At 43.8% G+C, this 18,008-nt stretch carries 17 protein-coding genes; 13 read left to right on the forward strand and 4 right to left on the reverse strand.

The window, feature by feature from the left end:
* Positions 1 to 7: 7 nt before the first annotated feature.
* Complete coding sequence (locus OCV12_RS03020) at positions 8 to 436, forward strand: SRPBCC family protein (protein ID WP_016767156.1); 429 nt, start codon at positions 8 to 10, stop codon at positions 434 to 436.
* 3 nt (positions 437 to 439) lie between these two features.
* On the forward strand, positions 440 to 748 hold the full coding sequence (locus OCV12_RS03025; protein WP_004737569.1) for an RnfH family protein: 309 nt from the start codon (positions 440 to 442) through the stop codon (positions 746 to 748).
* A gap of 202 nt (positions 749 to 950) precedes the next feature.
* On the opposite strand, the gene bamE is transcribed toward OCV12_RS03025, so the two are convergent.
* From bamE to nadK, 3 genes are all read right to left on the reverse strand, one after another.
* Positions 951 to 1,310 (reverse strand): outer membrane protein assembly factor BamE, encoded by a 360-nt coding sequence (gene bamE, locus OCV12_RS03030; protein WP_009848326.1) that lies wholly within the window; start codon positions 1,308 to 1,310, stop codon positions 951 to 953.
* A gap of 167 nt (positions 1,311 to 1,477) precedes the next feature.
* Entirely contained in the window at positions 1,478 to 3,142 is a 1,665-nt protein-coding gene (recN, locus tag OCV12_RS03035) for a DNA repair protein RecN (RefSeq protein WP_261885316.1), read from the reverse strand.
* Positions 3,143 to 3,434: 292 nt separating this feature from the next.
* Complete coding sequence (nadK, locus tag OCV12_RS03040; RefSeq protein ID WP_017066747.1) at positions 3,435 to 4,319, reverse strand: NAD(+) kinase; 885 nt, start codon at positions 4,317 to 4,319, stop codon at positions 3,435 to 3,437.
* Between the two features lie 143 nt (positions 4,320 to 4,462).
* Between nadK and grpE the strand changes: the two genes are divergently transcribed.
* From grpE to OCV12_RS03075, 7 genes are all read left to right on the forward strand, one after another.
* Positions 4,463 to 5,044 (forward strand): nucleotide exchange factor GrpE, encoded by a 582-nt coding sequence (gene grpE, locus OCV12_RS03045; protein ID WP_017629405.1) that lies wholly within the window; start codon positions 4,463 to 4,465, stop codon positions 5,042 to 5,044.
* Positions 5,045 to 5,424: 380 nt separating this feature from the next.
* Positions 5,425 to 6,699: a dicarboxylate/amino acid:cation symporter gene (locus OCV12_RS03050; RefSeq protein WP_017629404.1), complete on the forward strand. Its 1,275-nt coding sequence runs from the start codon at positions 5,425 to 5,427 to the stop codon at positions 6,697 to 6,699.
* A gap of 254 nt (positions 6,700 to 6,953) precedes the next feature.
* On the forward strand, positions 6,954 to 7,991 hold the full coding sequence (locus OCV12_RS03055; RefSeq protein ID WP_261885317.1) for a polysaccharide lyase family 7 protein: 1,038 nt from the start codon (positions 6,954 to 6,956) through the stop codon (positions 7,989 to 7,991).
* Positions 7,992 to 8,375: 384 nt separating this feature from the next.
* Positions 8,376 to 10,289, forward strand: coding sequence for a molecular chaperone DnaK (gene dnaK, locus OCV12_RS03060; RefSeq protein ID WP_261885318.1), 1,914 nt, complete (start codon positions 8,376 to 8,378; stop codon positions 10,287 to 10,289).
* A 289-nt stretch (positions 10,290 to 10,578) separates the two neighbouring features.
* Complete coding sequence (gene dnaJ / locus OCV12_RS03065; RefSeq protein WP_176681898.1) at positions 10,579 to 11,727, forward strand: molecular chaperone DnaJ; 1,149 nt, start codon at positions 10,579 to 10,581, stop codon at positions 11,725 to 11,727.
* Between the two features lie 178 nt (positions 11,728 to 11,905).
* On the forward strand, positions 11,906 to 12,919 hold the full coding sequence (locus tag OCV12_RS03070) for an IS110 family RNA-guided transposase (RefSeq protein ID WP_261885319.1): 1,014 nt from the start codon (positions 11,906 to 11,908) through the stop codon (positions 12,917 to 12,919).
* Between the two features lie 289 nt (positions 12,920 to 13,208).
* Positions 13,209 to 14,449, forward strand: a protein-coding gene (locus OCV12_RS03075) for an IS3 family transposase (protein ID WP_261885320.1) whose coding sequence is annotated in 2 segments (ribosomal slippage) — positions 13,209 to 13,581 and positions 13,581 to 14,449 — 1,242 coding nt in all. Because the reading frame shifts where the segments join, the coding sequence is not laid out codon by codon here.
* 93 nt (positions 14,450 to 14,542) lie between these two features.
* Here OCV12_RS03075 and OCV12_RS03080 read toward each other — a convergent pair.
* On the reverse strand, positions 14,543 to 14,974 hold the full coding sequence (locus OCV12_RS03080) for a type IV pilin protein (RefSeq protein WP_176681897.1): 432 nt from the start codon (positions 14,972 to 14,974) through the stop codon (positions 14,543 to 14,545).
* Between the two features lie 102 nt (positions 14,975 to 15,076).
* On the opposite strand from OCV12_RS03080, the gene OCV12_RS03085 reads away from it, so the two are divergent.
* Genes OCV12_RS03085 through OCV12_RS03100 form a run of 4 tightly spaced genes read left to right on the forward strand, consistent with a single transcriptional unit; the run spans position 15,077 to position 17,972 of the window.
* Complete coding sequence (locus tag OCV12_RS03085; protein ID WP_017631958.1) at positions 15,077 to 15,583, forward strand: GspH/FimT family pseudopilin; 507 nt, start codon at positions 15,077 to 15,079, stop codon at positions 15,581 to 15,583.
* On the forward strand, positions 15,564 to 16,196 hold the full coding sequence (locus tag OCV12_RS03090) for a PilW family protein (protein ID WP_261885923.1): 633 nt from the start codon (positions 15,564 to 15,566) through the stop codon (positions 16,194 to 16,196). The genes OCV12_RS03085 and OCV12_RS03090 overlap by 20 nt, the downstream gene beginning before the upstream one ends.
* Positions 16,193 to 17,533 (forward strand): hypothetical protein, encoded by a 1,341-nt coding sequence (locus tag OCV12_RS03095; protein WP_261885321.1) that lies wholly within the window; start codon positions 16,193 to 16,195, stop codon positions 17,531 to 17,533. The genes OCV12_RS03090 and OCV12_RS03095 overlap by 4 nt, the downstream gene beginning before the upstream one ends.
* On the forward strand, positions 17,523 to 17,972 hold the full coding sequence (locus tag OCV12_RS03100; RefSeq protein WP_261885322.1) for a prepilin-type N-terminal cleavage/methylation domain-containing protein: 450 nt from the start codon (positions 17,523 to 17,525) through the stop codon (positions 17,970 to 17,972). Before OCV12_RS03095 ends, OCV12_RS03100 begins: the two co-directional genes overlap by 11 nt.
* The last annotated feature ends 36 nt before the right edge of the window (positions 17,973 to 18,008 follow it).

Consider the following 18,008-nt stretch of genomic DNA (forward strand, 5'->3'; position numbering starts at 1 on the left):
AGTCTATATGCCAAAGGTTACTCGTTCAGCATTAGTGTCGTTTAGTGCCGACCAGATGTTCAGCTTGGTCAATGATGTTGCTCGTTATCACGAGTTTTTGCCAGGGTGTTCTGGTTCACGTGTGATCGAATCTTCAGATTCAACTATGGTGGCTTCGGTTGATGTCTCTAAAGCCGGTATCAGCAAAACATTTACTACGTCGAATCGCTTAGCGGAAGGTGCTGAGATTTTGATGGAGCTGGTGGACGGCCCATTCAAGAAACTGCAAGGCGGTTGGTATTTTACTCCGCTTGACGATCAAGCGTGTAAAGTTGAACTTAAGTTGGAGTTTGAGTTCTCTAGCAGAATGATTGAGATGGCTTTTGGTAAGATTTTCAATGAGCTGACGAGCAATATGGTCAGTGCTTTTACTCAACGCGCGAAACAGGTTTACTAAGCCATGACTATTGAATCAGATATGATCCACGTAGAAGTTGTGTTTGCGCTTCCGCATGAGCAGCGTGTGTTTACCTTAGTCGTGAACAAGAACGCGACCGTTGAAGAGATCATTGCGCAGTCAGGTGTATTGGAGTTGTATCCAGAGATCGACTTAGCGAAGAACAAGGTTGGTGTATTCAGCCGTAACGTTAAGTTAGATGCGACGGTTCGTGATAAAGACCGTATCGAAATCTATCGCGCATTATTGGCTGATCCAAAAGAGATTCGCCGTAAGCGTGCAGAACAAGCGAAAGCAGCTGCTGCCAAGTAGTTTCGTAAAACCGATTTGATTAAGAAGAGCTCGCTATATTGGTGAGCTTTTTTGTGCCTGTTAGTTAGGCACCGTGAGTTAATTTGTTAGCGGATATTAAAAAACCTGCTCATTTGAGCAGGCTTTTGCGATTCATACCTTGTCGACTGATAGTTTTGTCGACCGATAGTTTTATCGGTTTAGAGCTTTGTCGACTGGAAAGCTAGCGAAGGCTTTCGAAGAACTCATCACTGGCTTCAAAATCACCATTGATCGTTACTAGAGTGCCAGTAGCATCAAAGTTCACGACAAGGTTTTTCTGAATAGGGTCGTTGTGACCTTTTTGATGGTGGTAAATGTAGTACCACGTATCTGGGTAGCCATTTTCGATAAGCATAGGTGAGCCCATAACGTAACGAACTTGTGTTTTTGTCATGCCAAACTTGAGCTGGTCGACAGCTTCTTGTTCAACATAGTTACCCTGATTGATGTCAATTCGATAAACCAACTTCTCTAGTAGAGAGCAACCGGTCAACATTGTTAGTGCAAGTGGAACTGCAACTAACCACTTTTTAATTCGCATAGTTTGAGATCTTTCTTCGCTAAAATACTGCCTGATAATAAACAAGCTCCAGCAAGAAGTAAAAAGCTCCTTGCGCTTTGAGCTTGTTATGACTGGCAATTTTGAATTTAGTTGCAAAATTGCCAAGAATTTTCGGTAAATTATCAGAAAATTGCTGAATATTTGACCTAAGCTGCGATTAATAACTCTTTTGCGTTGGCAAGGGTCGATTCTGTAATTTGGCTGCCACCAAGCAGGCGAGCAAGCTCTGAAACGCGTTGTTGCTCATCAAGCGTGTGCATTTGCGTCTCTGTTTTACCTGACTTGGTATTCTTGGCAACGAACAGTTGTTGGTGACCGCAGCCTGCTACTTGAGGTAAGTGAGTCACACACATAACTTGTGTTGATTCTCCTAGTGTACGCAGCATTTTTCCGACAACCGCAGCGGTTGGTCCACTGATACCCACATCGACTTCATCGAAAATCAGACTTGGTGTGTCGACTTTCTGTGCCGTGATGACCTGAATCGCGAGTGAGATACGTGATAGCTCACCACCAGACGCTACTTTAGCAATTGGCTGCATTGGTTGGCCTGGGTTTGTGGAGACAATAAAGGTCACGTTATCCATACCCAGTGGTGATGGGTGTGTATTGGTGTTGTTCACTTCAATGGCAAACTGCGCTTTTTCCATGCTCAGTTCGTGCATGCTTTGCGTGATCAGTTTGTTCAGCTCTTTCGCGTAACGAGTACGTGACTTATGAAGTTTTTCTGATTTCGCCACGAACGACTGGTATTGGCTCTCAACCTCGTTGGCTAATTCATCCAGCTTTTCATCAGAGCAATCCAGTGCTTCGACTTGTTGTAGCAAGTCTTGGTGGTGCTTATAAAGTTCTTCTGGCAAAACATGGTGCTTACGCGACATCGACATCACTTTAGAGAAGCGTTCTTCTACATAAGCCATGCGAGCAGGGTCGACATCAATGCTGTCTAGGTAACTTCTTAGTTCGCTATTGGTCTCTTCAATTTGAATGATAGCTTCAGACAGTAGGTTTGGTAGCTCAGCTAATCTTTCATCTAAATCAGCTAGTTGAATTAGGGAGTGATTGGCCGATTGCAAAATACCAAGCGCATTAACTTCTTCACCTTCGTAAATAAGTTCGATAGCTTGCTGGCAGGTTGAGGCCAATTCTCCGCTATTGGAGAGGCGCTTATGCTCTTGTTCGAGCTCTTCATATTCTTCCTCCCCAATCGATAACTCGTTTAGCTCTTTGATTTGATATTCAAGAAGCTGTTTTTGAGCTTGGTTTTGTTGGCTGTTTTCACGTAACTCTTTTAGATGGTTATCCGCTTGTCGCCATGCTTGGTAAGCGTTACGTGTCGACTTCAATAGGTTTAAGTGGCCTGCGTATTGATCAAGCATGGCCATTTGGTAGTCGCTCTTCATTAACTGATGGTGCGCGTGTTGACCATGAATGTTGATCAGCAGTTGTCCCAGTGATTTCAGTTGCGAAAGAGGAACTGGGCTGCCGTTGATGAATGCACGAGAACGACCTTCTTTAGAGATGGTTCTGCGTAGGATGCATTCACTGCCATCAAGCAGTTCGTTGTCTTCTAACCAGCGAGTTGCATGCAGATTGTTCTCAAGTAAAAAAGCGGCACTGACTTCGGTTTTCTCTTCACCTTGTCTAACCATTCCTGCATCTGATCTTCCCCCAAGACATAAGCCTAAAGCATCGATAGCGATAGATTTACCCGCACCAGTTTCCCCGGTGATTGTTGTCATGCCTTTAGAGAGTTCTAGCTGTAAAGACTTAACAATAGCGAAATTATTAACACTTAAATGAGCCAGCATTTTTATTTACCTGTATAACTGAACAATACTGTATATAAGCTCAGTATATACTGTTTCTTTATACAGTAAAGTCGACAGGTGAAAATTTTTTGCGATAGCTCTCAGAATTGAACTTGTTTGTAGATCACTGAAAGCACTATAGATTCCCAACTCAGTCGTTCCTCCTTTTTGGGAATGACGGTACAAGAAAATTGAGGAGAAGCTAGAGCCAGCGGGCTTTCTATGGACAATAAAAAAGGCTGACGAATGTCGACAGCCTTTAAAATTTTCGGTTATTGTTAGAGCCGTTTAGTTAAAACAGCTTACTCGACCAGCCTAGTTTGTTACGTAGGACATGGTAGTAGTTGTAGTCTTTCGGGTGGATCAGCTTGAGCACATTTGGGCTTTGGTAAATGTGGATCTCGTCGCCCGGAGACACAGGTAATGAGATTTGACCATCGCAGCTGACTTCTTGAGTGCCACGGTTATCAGGCGATACGATCAGCTTGATACGGCGCTTGCCATCGACTACAAGTGGGCGGCTTGAAAGTGTGTGCGGGAACATGGGTACCAATGAGATCGCATTCAAACTTGATGACAAAATAGGACCGCCGCCAGAAAGTGAATAGGCGGTAGAACCTGTCGGAGTTGAAACGATCAAACCATCAGAACGTTGAGAGAAAGCAAAGCTGTCATCGATGTATACTTCAAACTCGATCATGTGTGCAACTTGACCGGGGTGAAGTACTGCTTCGTTGAGTGCGGCGTTGTGGCTTTTTATTTGGCCGTGGCGATGAATTTCCGTTTCAAGTAAGAAGCGCTCTTCTTCCATGAACTCGCCTTTAAGCACATCCGTCAGCGCGCTCTGGAAGTTTTCAGGGTTAAGATCGGTTAGGAAACCAAGGTTGCCTCGGTTAACACCGATCACTGAAATATCGAAGCGTGACAGGATTCGAGCGGCACCAAGCATATTTCCGTCACCACCGACCACAATCGCAAGATCGGCGCGTTTACCTAATTCAATCAGGCTAGAAAAATGTTCTTTTGGGATATCGTCTAAAATTGTGGCGAGTCTGTCATCAACAAACACTTGATAACCCTCAGCACTTAACCACTGATAGAGCTCTCTATGAGTCTGAATTGCTTGCTGATCTCGAGGTTTACCGATAATGGCAATGACTTCAAATGGCTTTTTCATAACGTTTCCAAACGAATTAGGCTTGAATCAAAATTCTTCATCCCCATAATAAAGGCAAGTTGAACGTCTATGCGAGTGTTTTATATCAATTTGGGGTGCAAACACGCCTGTCACTTGCATTGAAAACGAATTCTGGAGATATCATGAGCAACGAAGAAAACAAAGTAACCGAAGAAGAGCTAGATCAGATCATTGCTGAAGCAGAAAAAGTGGAAGCTGCTGAGCTGAGCGAAGACGCTGCTGATGAGCAGGAAGCAAAAATCGCTCAACTAGAAGCTGCACTGCTATCTAGCGAATCTAAAGTGAAAGAGCAGCAAGATTCTGTTCTTCGCGCGAAAGCTGAAGTTGAAAACATGCGTCGTCGTAGCGAGCAAGAAATTGATAAAGCGCGTAAATTCGCTTTGAACAAATTTGCTGAAGGTCTACTTCCTGTAATCGACAACCTAGAGCGTGCAATGCAAGCGGCAGATGCTGAAAACGAAGTGGTTAAGCCTTTGTTTGAAGGTGTTGAGTTAACGCACAAAACGTTTGTAGACACGGTGGCTAAGTTTGGTCTTAAAGAGATCAACCCTGAAGGTGAAGTGTTCAACCCTGAATTCCACCAAGCAATGTCTATCCAAGAAAGCCCAGATCACGAATCAAACACGGTTATGTTCGTGATGCAAAAAGGCTACGAACTAAACGGTCGTGTAGTTCGTCCTGCAATGGTTATGGTTGCTAAGTAATTAAGTCGCCAAGTGATTGACTGGCGCACTTACTGAATAAGTAGGGGCTGCAACATAATTCACTGGCTACCGTAAAATGAAAGAGAGGCATAGGCCTCTCTTTTTTTGTGCCTGTTACTTGAGAGTCCACGTAAATAGTCATCAAAACCGCATTAAGAATGTCGTTCTTTTTATTTTATCCATATCAACGGTTTAGAGTTTTATATTATGAAACTGGTTGTTAATGAAGAAATGTTTTGATGTCACATTTGTAATGTTTTTGTAAATAAATACTTTTAATTGTTATCTTTGTATGTAAAATCCACTGCCATATAGCGATTTTAGTCGCATATATAACTATAAAAGTACAAATTTTAAACACAACAGACTGGAGAAGAACGATGGATAAATCGCTCTCAAGTAAGATTTTTGTAGGCTTGTTTGCCGGCCTACTTATTGGTACTGCTATTCAGTACCTATTCAGCGGTATTGCTATTTTTGACACTTACCTACTTGGTGCTGCGGAAGGCGCTGGTGGTATGTTCGTATCACTTATCAAGTTGCTGGTAGTGCCTCTTGTATATGTATCTATTGTTTGCGGTATCGTTGAACTAAAAGATATCCGTTCATTTGGTCGCCTTGGTGGTAAAACCTTTGGTCTTTACATTATTAACACCATCATTGCGATTTCAGCTGCTCTAACGATTGGTCTTATTTTCCAACCTGGCGCAGGTGCAAACCTAGCAGGTACGGTTTCTGAGACAATTGCGCTTACAACAACTGAAACACCAGACATCTTCTCTCTTGTTGTTAACATCGTTCCTAGCAACCCTGTAGAAGCGTTCGCAAGCGGCGATATGCTACAAATCATCTTCATGGCAATTTTGACAGGTCTTGCTATTCAAGCGCTTGATTCTCGTGGTGGTCCAGCTATCAAGACATTCAAGATGGCTAACGAAATCATGATGAAGCTTATCGGTCTAGTAATGAGCTTGGCGCCTTACGGTGTATTTGCTCTGATGATTCAGCTGGGCGCAACACTGGATGCAGACACGCTAATGTCAGTTGCTGGTTATGTGGCGCTTGTAGTTGCAATGCTTGTGTTCTGGATTTTCTTCTTCTACCCGATGATGGTTGGTTCATTCACTGGCATTTCTCCAAAGCAGTTCCTACGTGCAACTCGTGAGCAAGTTCTATTCTCACTATCTACAGCAAGTTCGAATGCAACAATCCCAGTAACAATGCGTACTCTAACTGACAAACTAAACGTATCTAAGTCAGTAGCAGGTTTCGGTGTACCACTAGGCGCAACAATGAACATGTCTGGTGTATCTATCTACATCGCACTAGCGACAATGTTCGTTGCGAACGCTTTCGGTCAACCAATCAATACAGCTGACATCTTCACTCTAGGTCTAACTATCCTGCTACTGTCTATCGGTGCTGGTGGTGTTCCAGGTGGCGGTGTTGTGATGGTAGGTGTTCTATTACACCAACTAGGTTTGCCACCAGAAGGTCTAGCGATTGTTGCTGCTGTTGACCGTATCTGTGACATGTTCTGTACTTCATCTAACGTAGTGGGTGACACAGCGGTTAACACTATCGTTGCTAAGTCTGAAGGCGAAATCGGCGTTGAAACAAACGAAGAAGCTGAACTACAGAAAGCAGAAGCTTAATTCTTAATTAAGACTCGATAACTGGAAGCCCCGCTCAATGAGAGCGGGGCTTTTTTTGTTGTTGATAAGTGTGTAGGTTGCTTGGTTAGTTGGTTAAAGAGGAGTTCTTGTTGATGCTAAGTCTCATTTTTTATTTTTATAGACACCTTATCGGTCATCAGTTTTCAATATTTAATATAGATCACATATAGTAATACAATATTATTTTATTGTTCTGGCAACCTACATTCTGACGACATAAAGGAAACCTAATAATGAAGTTGTCCTACCTTAGCCTACTGACTGCTGGCCTTTTAGCTGCGCCTGTTCTTGCTTCTAATCACGATGTTGGTCAACAGTTTGACCTTGATCCGGCAAAAGCACCGGCACAGAACTTCGATTTATCTAAATGGAAAATTAACTTACCTGAGCTGACAACCGAGGGAGACCGTAAAGGCAAAACTCTGGAGATTGGTAAGAAGGAATTGTCGAATGTAGAAACGCCTTACGTTCACCCTAAATGGTTCTACACAGATGCGGAATCTGGTGCGATGGTGTTTGTGGCTCCAAATACCGCGCCAACCACACCAAACAGTAAGAATACGCGCAGTGAACTAAGAGCAATGCTGGCAGACAGCTACTCGGCTCCAAATAACAACTTCGCGATTTCAAGCCATGACAATGCGCAAGAGTTTGGCTCTATCGGCGGTCAAATGACGGCAACGCTTTCTGTCGACCAAGTCAGTACTAGCGGCAACTACAAAAAGACAGGCGCATTCTCAGTGGTGATTGGTCAGATCCATGGCTCGGATAATGAGCCTCTGAAAATTGTTTACCGTAAATTGCCAGAGCATGAACACGGTTCTTTAACGTGGAACTACGAACTGAACCCGCCGACAGAGATGAAAGATGCGAAGGACGAAAACGGTAAGAAACTTCGTAAAGACATTCGCCATGATGTGTTTGGTCAATATAACCTGAAGAAGGGCAGTGCTGATCCTGCCGATGGTATTAAGCTAGGAGAGGTGTTCTCATACGATGTGAATATAAAAGACAACATCATGCACTTAACCTTTACTAAGAATCCAAACTCATCTGACCCAGTCGTGAAGACATATGATGTTGATTTGGCAAAGGGTAAATATCAAGGGCACGACATCGACCTTGGATACGGTCAAGATTGGATGTACTTCAAAGCCGGTGCTTACAACCAGTGCAACACGAAGAAGTCGAGTTCGGCTTGTGAATGGCGTGGTATGGAAGCGGGTGACTACACTCAAGCAAGTTTCTACCAGTTAGTGCTCAATCAATAATTATTCGAGTGATATCGATGTTGGCTGATACCCATATCGATTAATATCTATTTTAAAAGACCTTCCAAGTGAAGGTCTTTTTTATGTTAAAGAGAATATGGCGGATATTTTCTTTGCATAGCAAACACGCGAATATCTCTACTTTCGAGCCATAAGGGGTAAGGGATAGGCCACTTTTTATATTTATGTAAAAAGATGCGCGAAAAAATAGATTTTTTTCACTTATTCCCTTGAAAACCAGTTTGCAGCCCTTATCTATGGTGCATACGAAAGCAAATTACATTTGCACTTTAATTTTGTGTATTAGGGTTGATTCTCTAATTACCACCCCCACATATGTGGGTATAGCAAAAACTTAATAGAATATATTTCGGAGATGGCCTGATGGGTAAAATCATTGGTATTGATTTAGGTACTACTAACTCTTGTGTTGCTGTTCTTGACGGCGACAAACCACGCGTAATTGAAAATGCTGAAGGCGAACGCACAACAGCATCAGTAATCGCATACACAGAAGGCGAAACGCTAGTTGGTCAACCTGCAAAACGTCAAGCTGTTACTAACCCTCAAAACACACTGTTCGCTATCAAGCGTCTAATCGGTCGTCGTTTTGAAGATGAAGAAGTTCAACGCGATATCGAAATCATGCCTTTCAACATTGTTAAGGCTGACAACGGTGATGCATGGGTTGAAGCGCAAGGCCAAAAAATGGCTGCTCCTCAAGTATCTGCTGAAGTTCTTAAGAAAATGAAGAAAACAGCTGAAGACTTCCTAGGCGAAGAAGTAACTGGCGCAGTAGTAACTGTTCCTGCTTACTTTAACGATGCTCAACGTCAAGCAACTAAAGATGCTGGCCGTATCGCTGGTCTAGATGTTAAACGTATCATCAACGAACCAACTGCTGCTGCTCTAGCTTACGGTCTAGACAAGCAAGGCGGTGATCGCACTATCGCTGTATACGACCTTGGTGGTGGTACATTCGATATCTCTATCATCGAAATCGATGAAGTAGAAGGCGAGAAGACTTTCGAAGTTCTTTCAACTAACGGTGACACTCACCTTGGTGGTGAAGATTTCGATAACCGCATGATCAACTACCTAGTAGATGAGTTCAAGAAAGAGCAAGGTATCGACCTTAAAGCTGATCCACTAGCAATGCAGCGTGTTAAAGAAGCAGCAGAAAAAGCGAAAATCGAGCTTTCTTCTACTACTCAAACTGACGTAAACCTACCTTACGTTACTGCTGATGCGACTGGTCCTAAGCACATGAACATTAAAGTGACTCGTGCGAAGCTTGAGTCTCTAGTTGAAGACCTAGTTCAACGTTCTCTTGAGCCACTAAAAGTAGCTCTAGCAGATGCTGACCTATCTGTAGGCGAAATCACTGACGTTATCCTAGTTGGTGGTCAGACTCGTATGCCTATGGTTCAAGCTAAAGTAACTGAATTCTTCGGTAAAGAGCCACGTAAAGACGTGAACCCTGACGAAGCTGTTGCAATGGGTGCTGCTGTTCAAGGTGGTGTACTAGCTGGTGACGTTAAAGACGTTCTACTACTAGACGTTACTCCTCTATCTTTCGGTATCGAAACGATGGGCGGCGTGATGACTAAGCTTATCGAGAAAAACACAACTATCCCTACCAAAGCGGATCAAGTGTTCTCTACAGCTGAAGACAACCAAAACGCAGTAACTATCCACGTTCTTCAAGGTGAGCGTAAGCAAGCGACTTACAACAAGTCTCTTGGTCAGTTCAACCTAGAAGGTATCCAACCAGCACCACGTGGCATGCCACAAATCGAAGTAACATTCGACCTAGATGCTGATGGTATCCTGAACGTATCTGCTAAAGATAAAGCTACTGGTAAAGAGCAGAAGATCACTATCCAAGCATCAGGCGGCCTGTCTGAGGAAGAGATCGAAGCAATGGTACAAGAAGCAGAAGCTAACAAAGAAGCGGACAAAAAGTTCGAAGAGCTAGTAACTGCACGTAACCAAGCTGACCAAATGATTCACGGTACTCGTAAGCAAGTTGAAGAAGCTGGTGAAGCTCTACCTGCAGAAGAGAAAGAGAAGATCGAAGCAGCTATCACGGCACTAGAAGAAGTTAAGTCTGGTAACGACAAAGAAGCTATCGACGCTAAAGTTCAAGAACTTATGCAAGCAGCTCAGAAGCTAATGGAAATCGCTCAACAACAAGCTCAAGCACAGCAAGGTGGCGCTGAAGCGGGTGAGCAACCTAAGCAAGACGACGACGTGGTAGACGCGGAGTTTGAAGAAGTTAAAGACGACAAAAAGTAATTTTTCGTCGCTATAACACGTGATTTCTGCGTCGAAGGTACTCACTTACACTTGTAAGCTCCGTGCCTTCTCCTTGAACTAACGTGTTTTAGCTTAGAAAAGTCGTTTTTCGATTTCTAAATATACGGGCGTCAGAGGTAACTCTCACGCCCGTAAATTTGTATTTAGACTTGTCGATCTAGATAATAGCTTTATTCGGCGTTTCAGCCGGCAGAACTTTTATCTAGATTGATACACAGACTACTGAAGTGATCATTCGGTAGTAGCAATTATTTTGGTGACCTAGAACATGTCAAAACGTGATTTTTACGAAGTATTAGGCGTAAGCCGCGATGCATCAGAGCGCGATATTAAAAAAGCGTACAAACGCTTAGCGATGAAATTCCACCCGGACCGTAACCAGGGTGACGACACCGCAGCAGATAAGTTTAAAGAAGTAAAAGTAGCGTACGAGATCCTAACCGATCCTCAAAAGAAAGCAGCTTACGACCAATACGGCCACGCAGCTTTTGAACAAGGCGGCATGGGTGGCGGCGGCGGTTTCGGCGGCGGTGGCCAAGGTGACTTCGGCGATATCTTCGGTGACGTATTTGGCGACATCTTCGGCGGCGGTCGTCGTGGTGGCGGTCAAGCGCGTGCACAACGTGGTTCTGATTTACGTTACAACATGGAGCTTTCTCTAGAAGAAGCGGTTCGTGGTGTTTCTAAAGAAATCGAAGTACCAACACTTGTTGAGTGTGATACCTGTGATGGAAGCGGCGCGAAGAAAGGTTCTTCAGCGCAAACTTGTGGCACTTGTCATGGCCACGGCCAAGTACAAATGCGTCAAGGTTTCTTCGCGGTTCAACAGACTTGTCCTACTTGTAATGGTAAAGGCAAGATCATCAAAGACCCATGTAACTCTTGTCACGGTCAAGGCCGTAAGCAGAAGACCAAAACACTTAACGTTAAGATCCCTGCTGGTGTTGATACTGGCGATCGTATTCGTCTATCTGGCGAAGGTGAAGCGGGAGAGCAAGGCGCTCCAGCTGGCGACCTGTACGTACAAGTACACGTAAAAGAGCACAACATCTTTGAGCGTGACGGCAACAACCTTTACTGCGAAGTACCAGTAAGCTTCTCTATGGCAGCTCTAGGTGGTGAAGTTGAAGTTCCAACACTGGATGGTCGTGTGAACCTTAAAGTGCCAGAAGAAACACAAACGGGCCGTATGTTCCGTATGCGTGGCAAAGGCGTGAAAGGTGTTCGTGGCGGCGGTGTGGGTGACCTAATCGTTAAGCTAGTGGTAGAAACACCAGTTAAGCTAAGCTCTCGTCAGAAAGAACTACTACGCGAATTCGAAGAAACATGTTGTGGCGAAGCGGCAAGCAAGCACAAGCCAAAGTCTGAAGGTTTCTTCAGCGGCGTTAAAAACTTCTTCGATGACCTAACTAAGTAATCCCTTACTTAGCAACTTAGGTTGTTGATACCTTAAGTTATTGATGCTTTAAATTGTTGATACTTAAAGTTTTTGATAACAATAGAAAAGCCTGCTCATGTAGCAGGCTTAATTATATGGTCCGCCTCACTCTCAAGCCCTTAAGCTTAGAGTAGGCTCTCAGAATGAGGTGAACTATATGTCTTCTATTCATATTTTAGGTATCGACCTAGGTAAACATTGCTTCCATGCTATCGCACATAACCGTTGTGGGGTGGAGGTGCTTCGTCGTAAATTTAATCGCAACCAACTCTTAATCTTTCTTAGTAAAATAGAACCAACAACTATTGCTTTCGAAGCCTGTGGCGGTGCTCATTGGCTTGCTCGAAAATGTAGTGAGTTTGGGCATCAACCCCGACTTATTCCTCCTCAGTATGTTAAGCCTTATGTCAAAGGCAATAAAAACGATTTCATCGATGCTTCAGCGATCGCAGAGGCTGCGGGTCGACCGACCATGAGGTTTGTAGCTGTAAAAAGTGAAGAGGCTCAAGTCATCGCAGCGATTCATCGAGTCAGAGATAGTTATATCAAGGAGAGAACTGCCGCTATGTCGCGGATCGGAGCGATCTTACTTGAGTTCGGCCTTAGCTTTCCCAAAGGGCATGCAAAGATGAAGTCTCTGTTTCAATGGTTAGCAGAACAAACCGTCTCATTACCAAAAAGCTTGCTATGTGAATTGATATCTATCCACGAACATTACAAGTACCTTAATGAACAAATCAAAACTCAAGATAACAAGCTTCAAACTATTGTTAATAACAACGAAAGTGCTCAATTATTAAAAACTATCCCTGGAATTGGTGATCTTACCTCCACATTGTGTATTGCCGATGTAAGCTCTCCGAGTAACTTTACCAATGGCCGTGAGATGGCGGCTTGGTTGGGGCTTGTGCCAAGGCAATTTTCAACGGGAGGAAAGACCAAGCTACTTGGTATGAGTAAACGAGGGAATAAACACCTCAGAACTCTGTTTGTCCATGGGGCAAGGGCTGTACTCTCTAGACTAGAGACGACAGGGAAAGTGTTTGGAGAGTGGCTTGCGAACCTACGAGCCACCAAACCATTTAATGTAGTAGTAGTCGCATTAGCCAACAAGCTAGTGAGGATAGCTTGGGCGGTGTTATACCACCGCCAAGCTTTTAAGGCTGTTTAGCTATAACCAAGTTTGCAACGCCAATGAACGTGATGACAAAAACGGTCAATCGGCCAGATTAAGAACCTGACACAAAAAATAGCAATCAATGCTTTGGGCTTTTTAAGGATAATCTGGCGCGGATATCATCGTGGAGCTGGGAAGCTAGTGCTCCCAACAAGGACTCCGAATACATTAGCGCAAACCAACTCCGTTATTACTTAATTGTAGTTGCAATAACGGGGCGGACCATACATTTTTGTGTCTGTATGTCTCGTCCTGAAATGTGTTTACACATTGAGGACGAATTATGACTACTTCAAATAATACCTACGTTAAGCGCACTCAGCGTGATTACACACTAGGCTTTAAATTACAGGTCGTCGCCGCTGTAGAAAGAGGCGATATGACATATAAACAAGCCCAAACCATTTATGGTATCCAAGGCCGTTCAACCGTTTTAACCTGGCTTCGAAAGCACGGTAAGATGAATTGGGCGCAAAATCCAAGGATGAATGTCATGATCCAATCACCTAAGCCTAAAGAATCGCCTGCACAGAAAATAAAACGTCTTGAAAAAGAGTTGGAAGACGAAAAAATCAAGAACCTCTTCTTAAATAGAGTGGTTGATATCCTTGATGCTGAGCACGGAACCAGTCTCAGAAAAAAGTATCTAGCCAAGGAGCAAGAAGCCTTCAAAAGCAAGAAGGAATAAGTTTAGTTCGAGTATGTAGGCTTTGCGGCATAACAAGGCAGAGTGTTTATCAACGAGAAAAGCGAGCTCATCATCGTCGGTTAGAGCTTAAACCGATTAAAAAAATGGTGTTGGATATTAGGCGCTATATGCCTCGGGTTGGTACTAGGAAGCTCTATTTTTTAATAAAACCCAGACTACAAGAACAAGGTATCAAGTTAGGCCGAGATGCGCTTTTCAACTACTTACGAGCTGAGCGATTGTTGGTAAGACCTAAGCGTAGTTTTACAAAAACGACCAATAGTCGGCATTGGATGAAGAAACACCCGAACTTATTAAAGGACTACAAGCCATGTAGTCCAGAGAGTGTGTTGGTGAGCGACATAACCTATGTTCAATCTGATGAAGGAGTTCACTACCTATCATTGGTTACAGATGCGTTTAGCCGAAAAATAATGGGCTATGAGCTGAGTAATGAAATGAAAGCGACGGATGTCGTGAAAGCGCTAGATATGGCTATCAAAGGGCGTCGATATCATCGTTCTTGTATCCATCATTCAGATCGTGGTCTGCAGTATTGCTCAGGTGTATATCAAGATAAACTGAAAACTAGCGGCATAATGCCTTCGATGACAGATGGTTATGATTGCTACCCAAATGCCTTAGCAGAAAGAATAAATGGGATCCTGAAACAAGAGTTCTTACTTGATAGATGTAAGAATCTTGAGGAGCTTAAACGACTAGTAAAAGAGTCTATCAATATCTATAACAATATGAGGCCACATCTCAGTCTCATGATGAAAACTCCAAATGAGGTGCATGAAAAAAGCCAACAGCTGGCGCTGTTGGCTTGGTAAAAAACTGTCAACGTATTTTAGGACGAGACAGTAGGTTAGAGAAAAGAACTGAGGTGTACGGGCAAGTTCTAGTTTTCTTGCAGGGTTATCTTGCTATTTCCAACATGCTTCCGGTTCTGAAATACCTGAGTGGTGCAATTCCAAAATATCGGTCGTCGACTCTAAGCAGTCATCGTTTGTTTGTTGTGAAAGTGGTTCAGCCTGAATCGAATAGGTGGTACTGCTAGCCGAAACTGCTAGCGTGTAGCGACTGGTATCCGTATCGCAAAACAAGCATGTCCCTCCAGAAATAACACTCTCCGCTGCCGACGCGTAGTTTCCCGTGTACAGCGTTTCTATCTCCAATTGGATCTTTGTCATATCAGCCATCGCTGTAACTCGATGCGCCTTGATTACATGGTTTGTATAACTTGGGTAGGCAATGGCGCCGAGTATCCCCACGATGGCGATAGCGATCAATAATTCGATCAATGTCATTCCTTTAATGCTTAAGTTGTTGTTGTTGCATATATTTCTTCGAATCATCGCGAGTAGTTTCCTTTCATAACTCTGTCTATTTTTCTCCGGTGGTAGCATCGGCGCAAGATTAAATACGGTTACGCATCAGATTACATAGGAATTTGGGAAATGACTCGCGGGTTTACTTTATTAGAGCTGTTAATAACAGTATCGGTTTTGTCGATACTGATAGCGACGGCTGCCCCGAGTTTTAGTTCGGTGACTCAAACCGTCAAGATGCAGCGACTCGCTGGTGAGTTGAATGGTTTTTTAATTCAAGCTAAGTCGGAATCGGTGAAAAGGAATCAAGATCTTTGGGTTCATTTCTCCATGGATAAAAATGAAGAGCAATCAACGGGGGAATGGAGCTTGTTGTTGAAACCGACCGAAGATCTCTCTGGCGAAACGCTGGTGATGCTATCGGGTCAACCGTTTCGAGATGTCTCGTTCTCTCATAACTATACAGGAGCAAGAATTAGTTTTGAGAGTGTAAGAGGACGACCAGCCAGAGGGACGATTTATCTTTCTCCAAACACGGCGTCTACAGACCGACTGTTGGTTAAATTATCTAGCCCTCCAGGGCGAATTAAGGTGTGCGGAGAGTCCAGTGCGCAGTATGGCTATGATGCGTGTTAGACCGACCGCGATAGCGCCGAGTAAACAACAAGGCACATCATTAATTGAGTTAATGGTGGCGTCTGTGATTGGTGTATTTGCGATTTCGATTATCGGTAGTGTCTTTATAACAGGGCAGAGAATTGCCAAAGACAAAGGCATTGAATTATTGCTGCTACAAAATCTAACAAGCACCATGCAGGTGATGAAAGAGGATATTCAACGAGCGGGTTACGATGGTTCAAACGGTTACTCAATCAAGTTATCTGGCGCGAGTGACACAATTCAAGTCAGTGGCGGTGTGGCGGTGGGTTTTGTTTATTTCCGAGAAGGGTCGAGTAGCGATAAAGATCATCGACATATCGTTTACCGCAAGGATGGGACTCGGCTACAAATATGTGAAAAAGGCATGCTTGTTTCAGATGACCTCCTGTCGTTCAATGAAGTCACATCGTGTTATTCATTGTTCGATGACAGTCTTATCGAAGTGGACGAGTTCAACATTAATTCTCAGGCATTAGAGCAAAACTCTATCAAGACCACGCTCACTGATATCAATATCACAGCTTCAATTCCAACCGCGGGTGTTTCCAAATCGCTTTCGGTCTCTATTAAACAAAGGAACTGGCAATGATGATGTTGAGAAACCAGCGTGGTGTGGTGACCTTGTTGATTACATCTGTGCTTTTAATTGGTGCGCTGGTGGTGACATTAGGTACGTATCGCAGTGTTTTTCATCAGATCAAAGTGGCTCAAAATGAGGTCGAAGGTCGCAAAGCCCACTGGCGATCAGAAGGTGGCTTGGAGTGCACATACTCTTATCTACTCGAGTTAAATAAAACCATTCCTGACATCAAAGATTCGAGTACTCGCCCCGCTGATTTTGCCGATTGGTGCTCCCCTTATACCGACCAACCTAAAGTCGAGATCTCTGATAGTGCAAGTTCTAGTGCTTATATTGTGACGTCATCAATAGATACACATTCGCTCTATAAGACAATAAAGGAAAGCTCCCTGCTAGGCAGTGGGGCGATTCAATCAACAGGGCCGATTGAGCTCATCGGTACACTGAGTCTTAAGCCTACAGCGAAAGAAGACCCTATTAGTGGTAATGAATATGAGTGTGTCAGTGTTACTTTTGCTGATCTATTCACCTACCAATATGACGCCACACATAGTAATTCAGGGCAGGCATTGGGATTAGAGGTGCTCGATCCTAGTGCCGATGGCCCATTTTCTGGCTTCGATGGTATTTGCCATAGCGACTATAAAACAGCGATCCCTAAAGGTAGCTCCGGCAGCTCTCATTCGATTTATGCTCCTGATTACTATGAAAAAGTGAACCCACCTCCGTTCCAGAAAGACTTTAACCCTGATCCAAATATGAATCCGTTTTACACCTTCTTTGGTATTGCTAAAACCGATCAAAATATTGTCGACTTGTCACAAGATGCTGACTTGTTTAAGCATGTTCAGCTATTGAATGCGACTGATTGCGGTACTGAGATCATGGACCATTTTACGGCTGGGCAAAGCAAGGGGCTGTGGATTGAAGGCAACTGCCATATCAACGCTGCGGTTGCGGCCACAATCAACCCATCGCAGCTTCTGGTTGTGCAAGATGGTGTGTTCGCCTTGAATGGAGCCATGGCTTACAACGGAGTGATTTATCACTTGGTTGATTATCAAAAGAGCCATGTGAAAACTCGTGTCGATGACTTTTGGAAGGGGCTTGTGGCGAACAATGTATTTGCTCCTTTTATCAAAGACATCGATGACGTCAACGTTATTAAAAAAAGTGTCGGGATTCAGTTTGCGTCGGGTCTTCCTTCCGGTGGCCTTATCTTTGATTCCCCACTTGGTGTGACGACCATTGTGGGTGACATGGACTTAGATTTTCGTTCTGAATCTAACCCAAGCGATCCGCCTTCGATTTACCAATGGAAGCGAGGTTCATGGAATGACTTCTAAACAACAAGGTTTCAGCCTGATCGAGGTGCTTATCTCCTTTATGCTCATTGGTGTTGCTTCATTAGGGCTGGTTAAATTGCAGGTGTACGCGGAACAAAAATCAGAGTTTGCACTCCACAGTGTTGAAGCGTTGCATTTTGCAGAAAGACAGATGGAATATTATCGAACTCGCGTGTCGGATGTGAGTGGGGCGGTTGGGCTCATTTCTTTCTCGGAACTAAGTGAGGCGAACCATTGTCTCAACATAGCAAGTTCAGATCCCTTATCCGGTTTATCGGGCTCTGCGTATGCGATGACATGTGATGTAACCGATGCCAACGGGGCTTTGTCTGGCGCTCTGAAAAACATTACTGTCACAATTGCATGGCAAGATCGTATGAACCGCGCACAAAGCATTTATCTAGAAACTATGCTCTCCAAATACAGTGAGTTTGATTGACCCTCAAGCAAACGTTTACTGCATGCCAAGGCTTAC

This window comes from Vibrio pomeroyi (assembly GCF_024347595.1).
Lineage (GTDB): Bacteria > Pseudomonadota > Gammaproteobacteria > Enterobacterales > Vibrionaceae > Vibrio > Vibrio pomeroyi.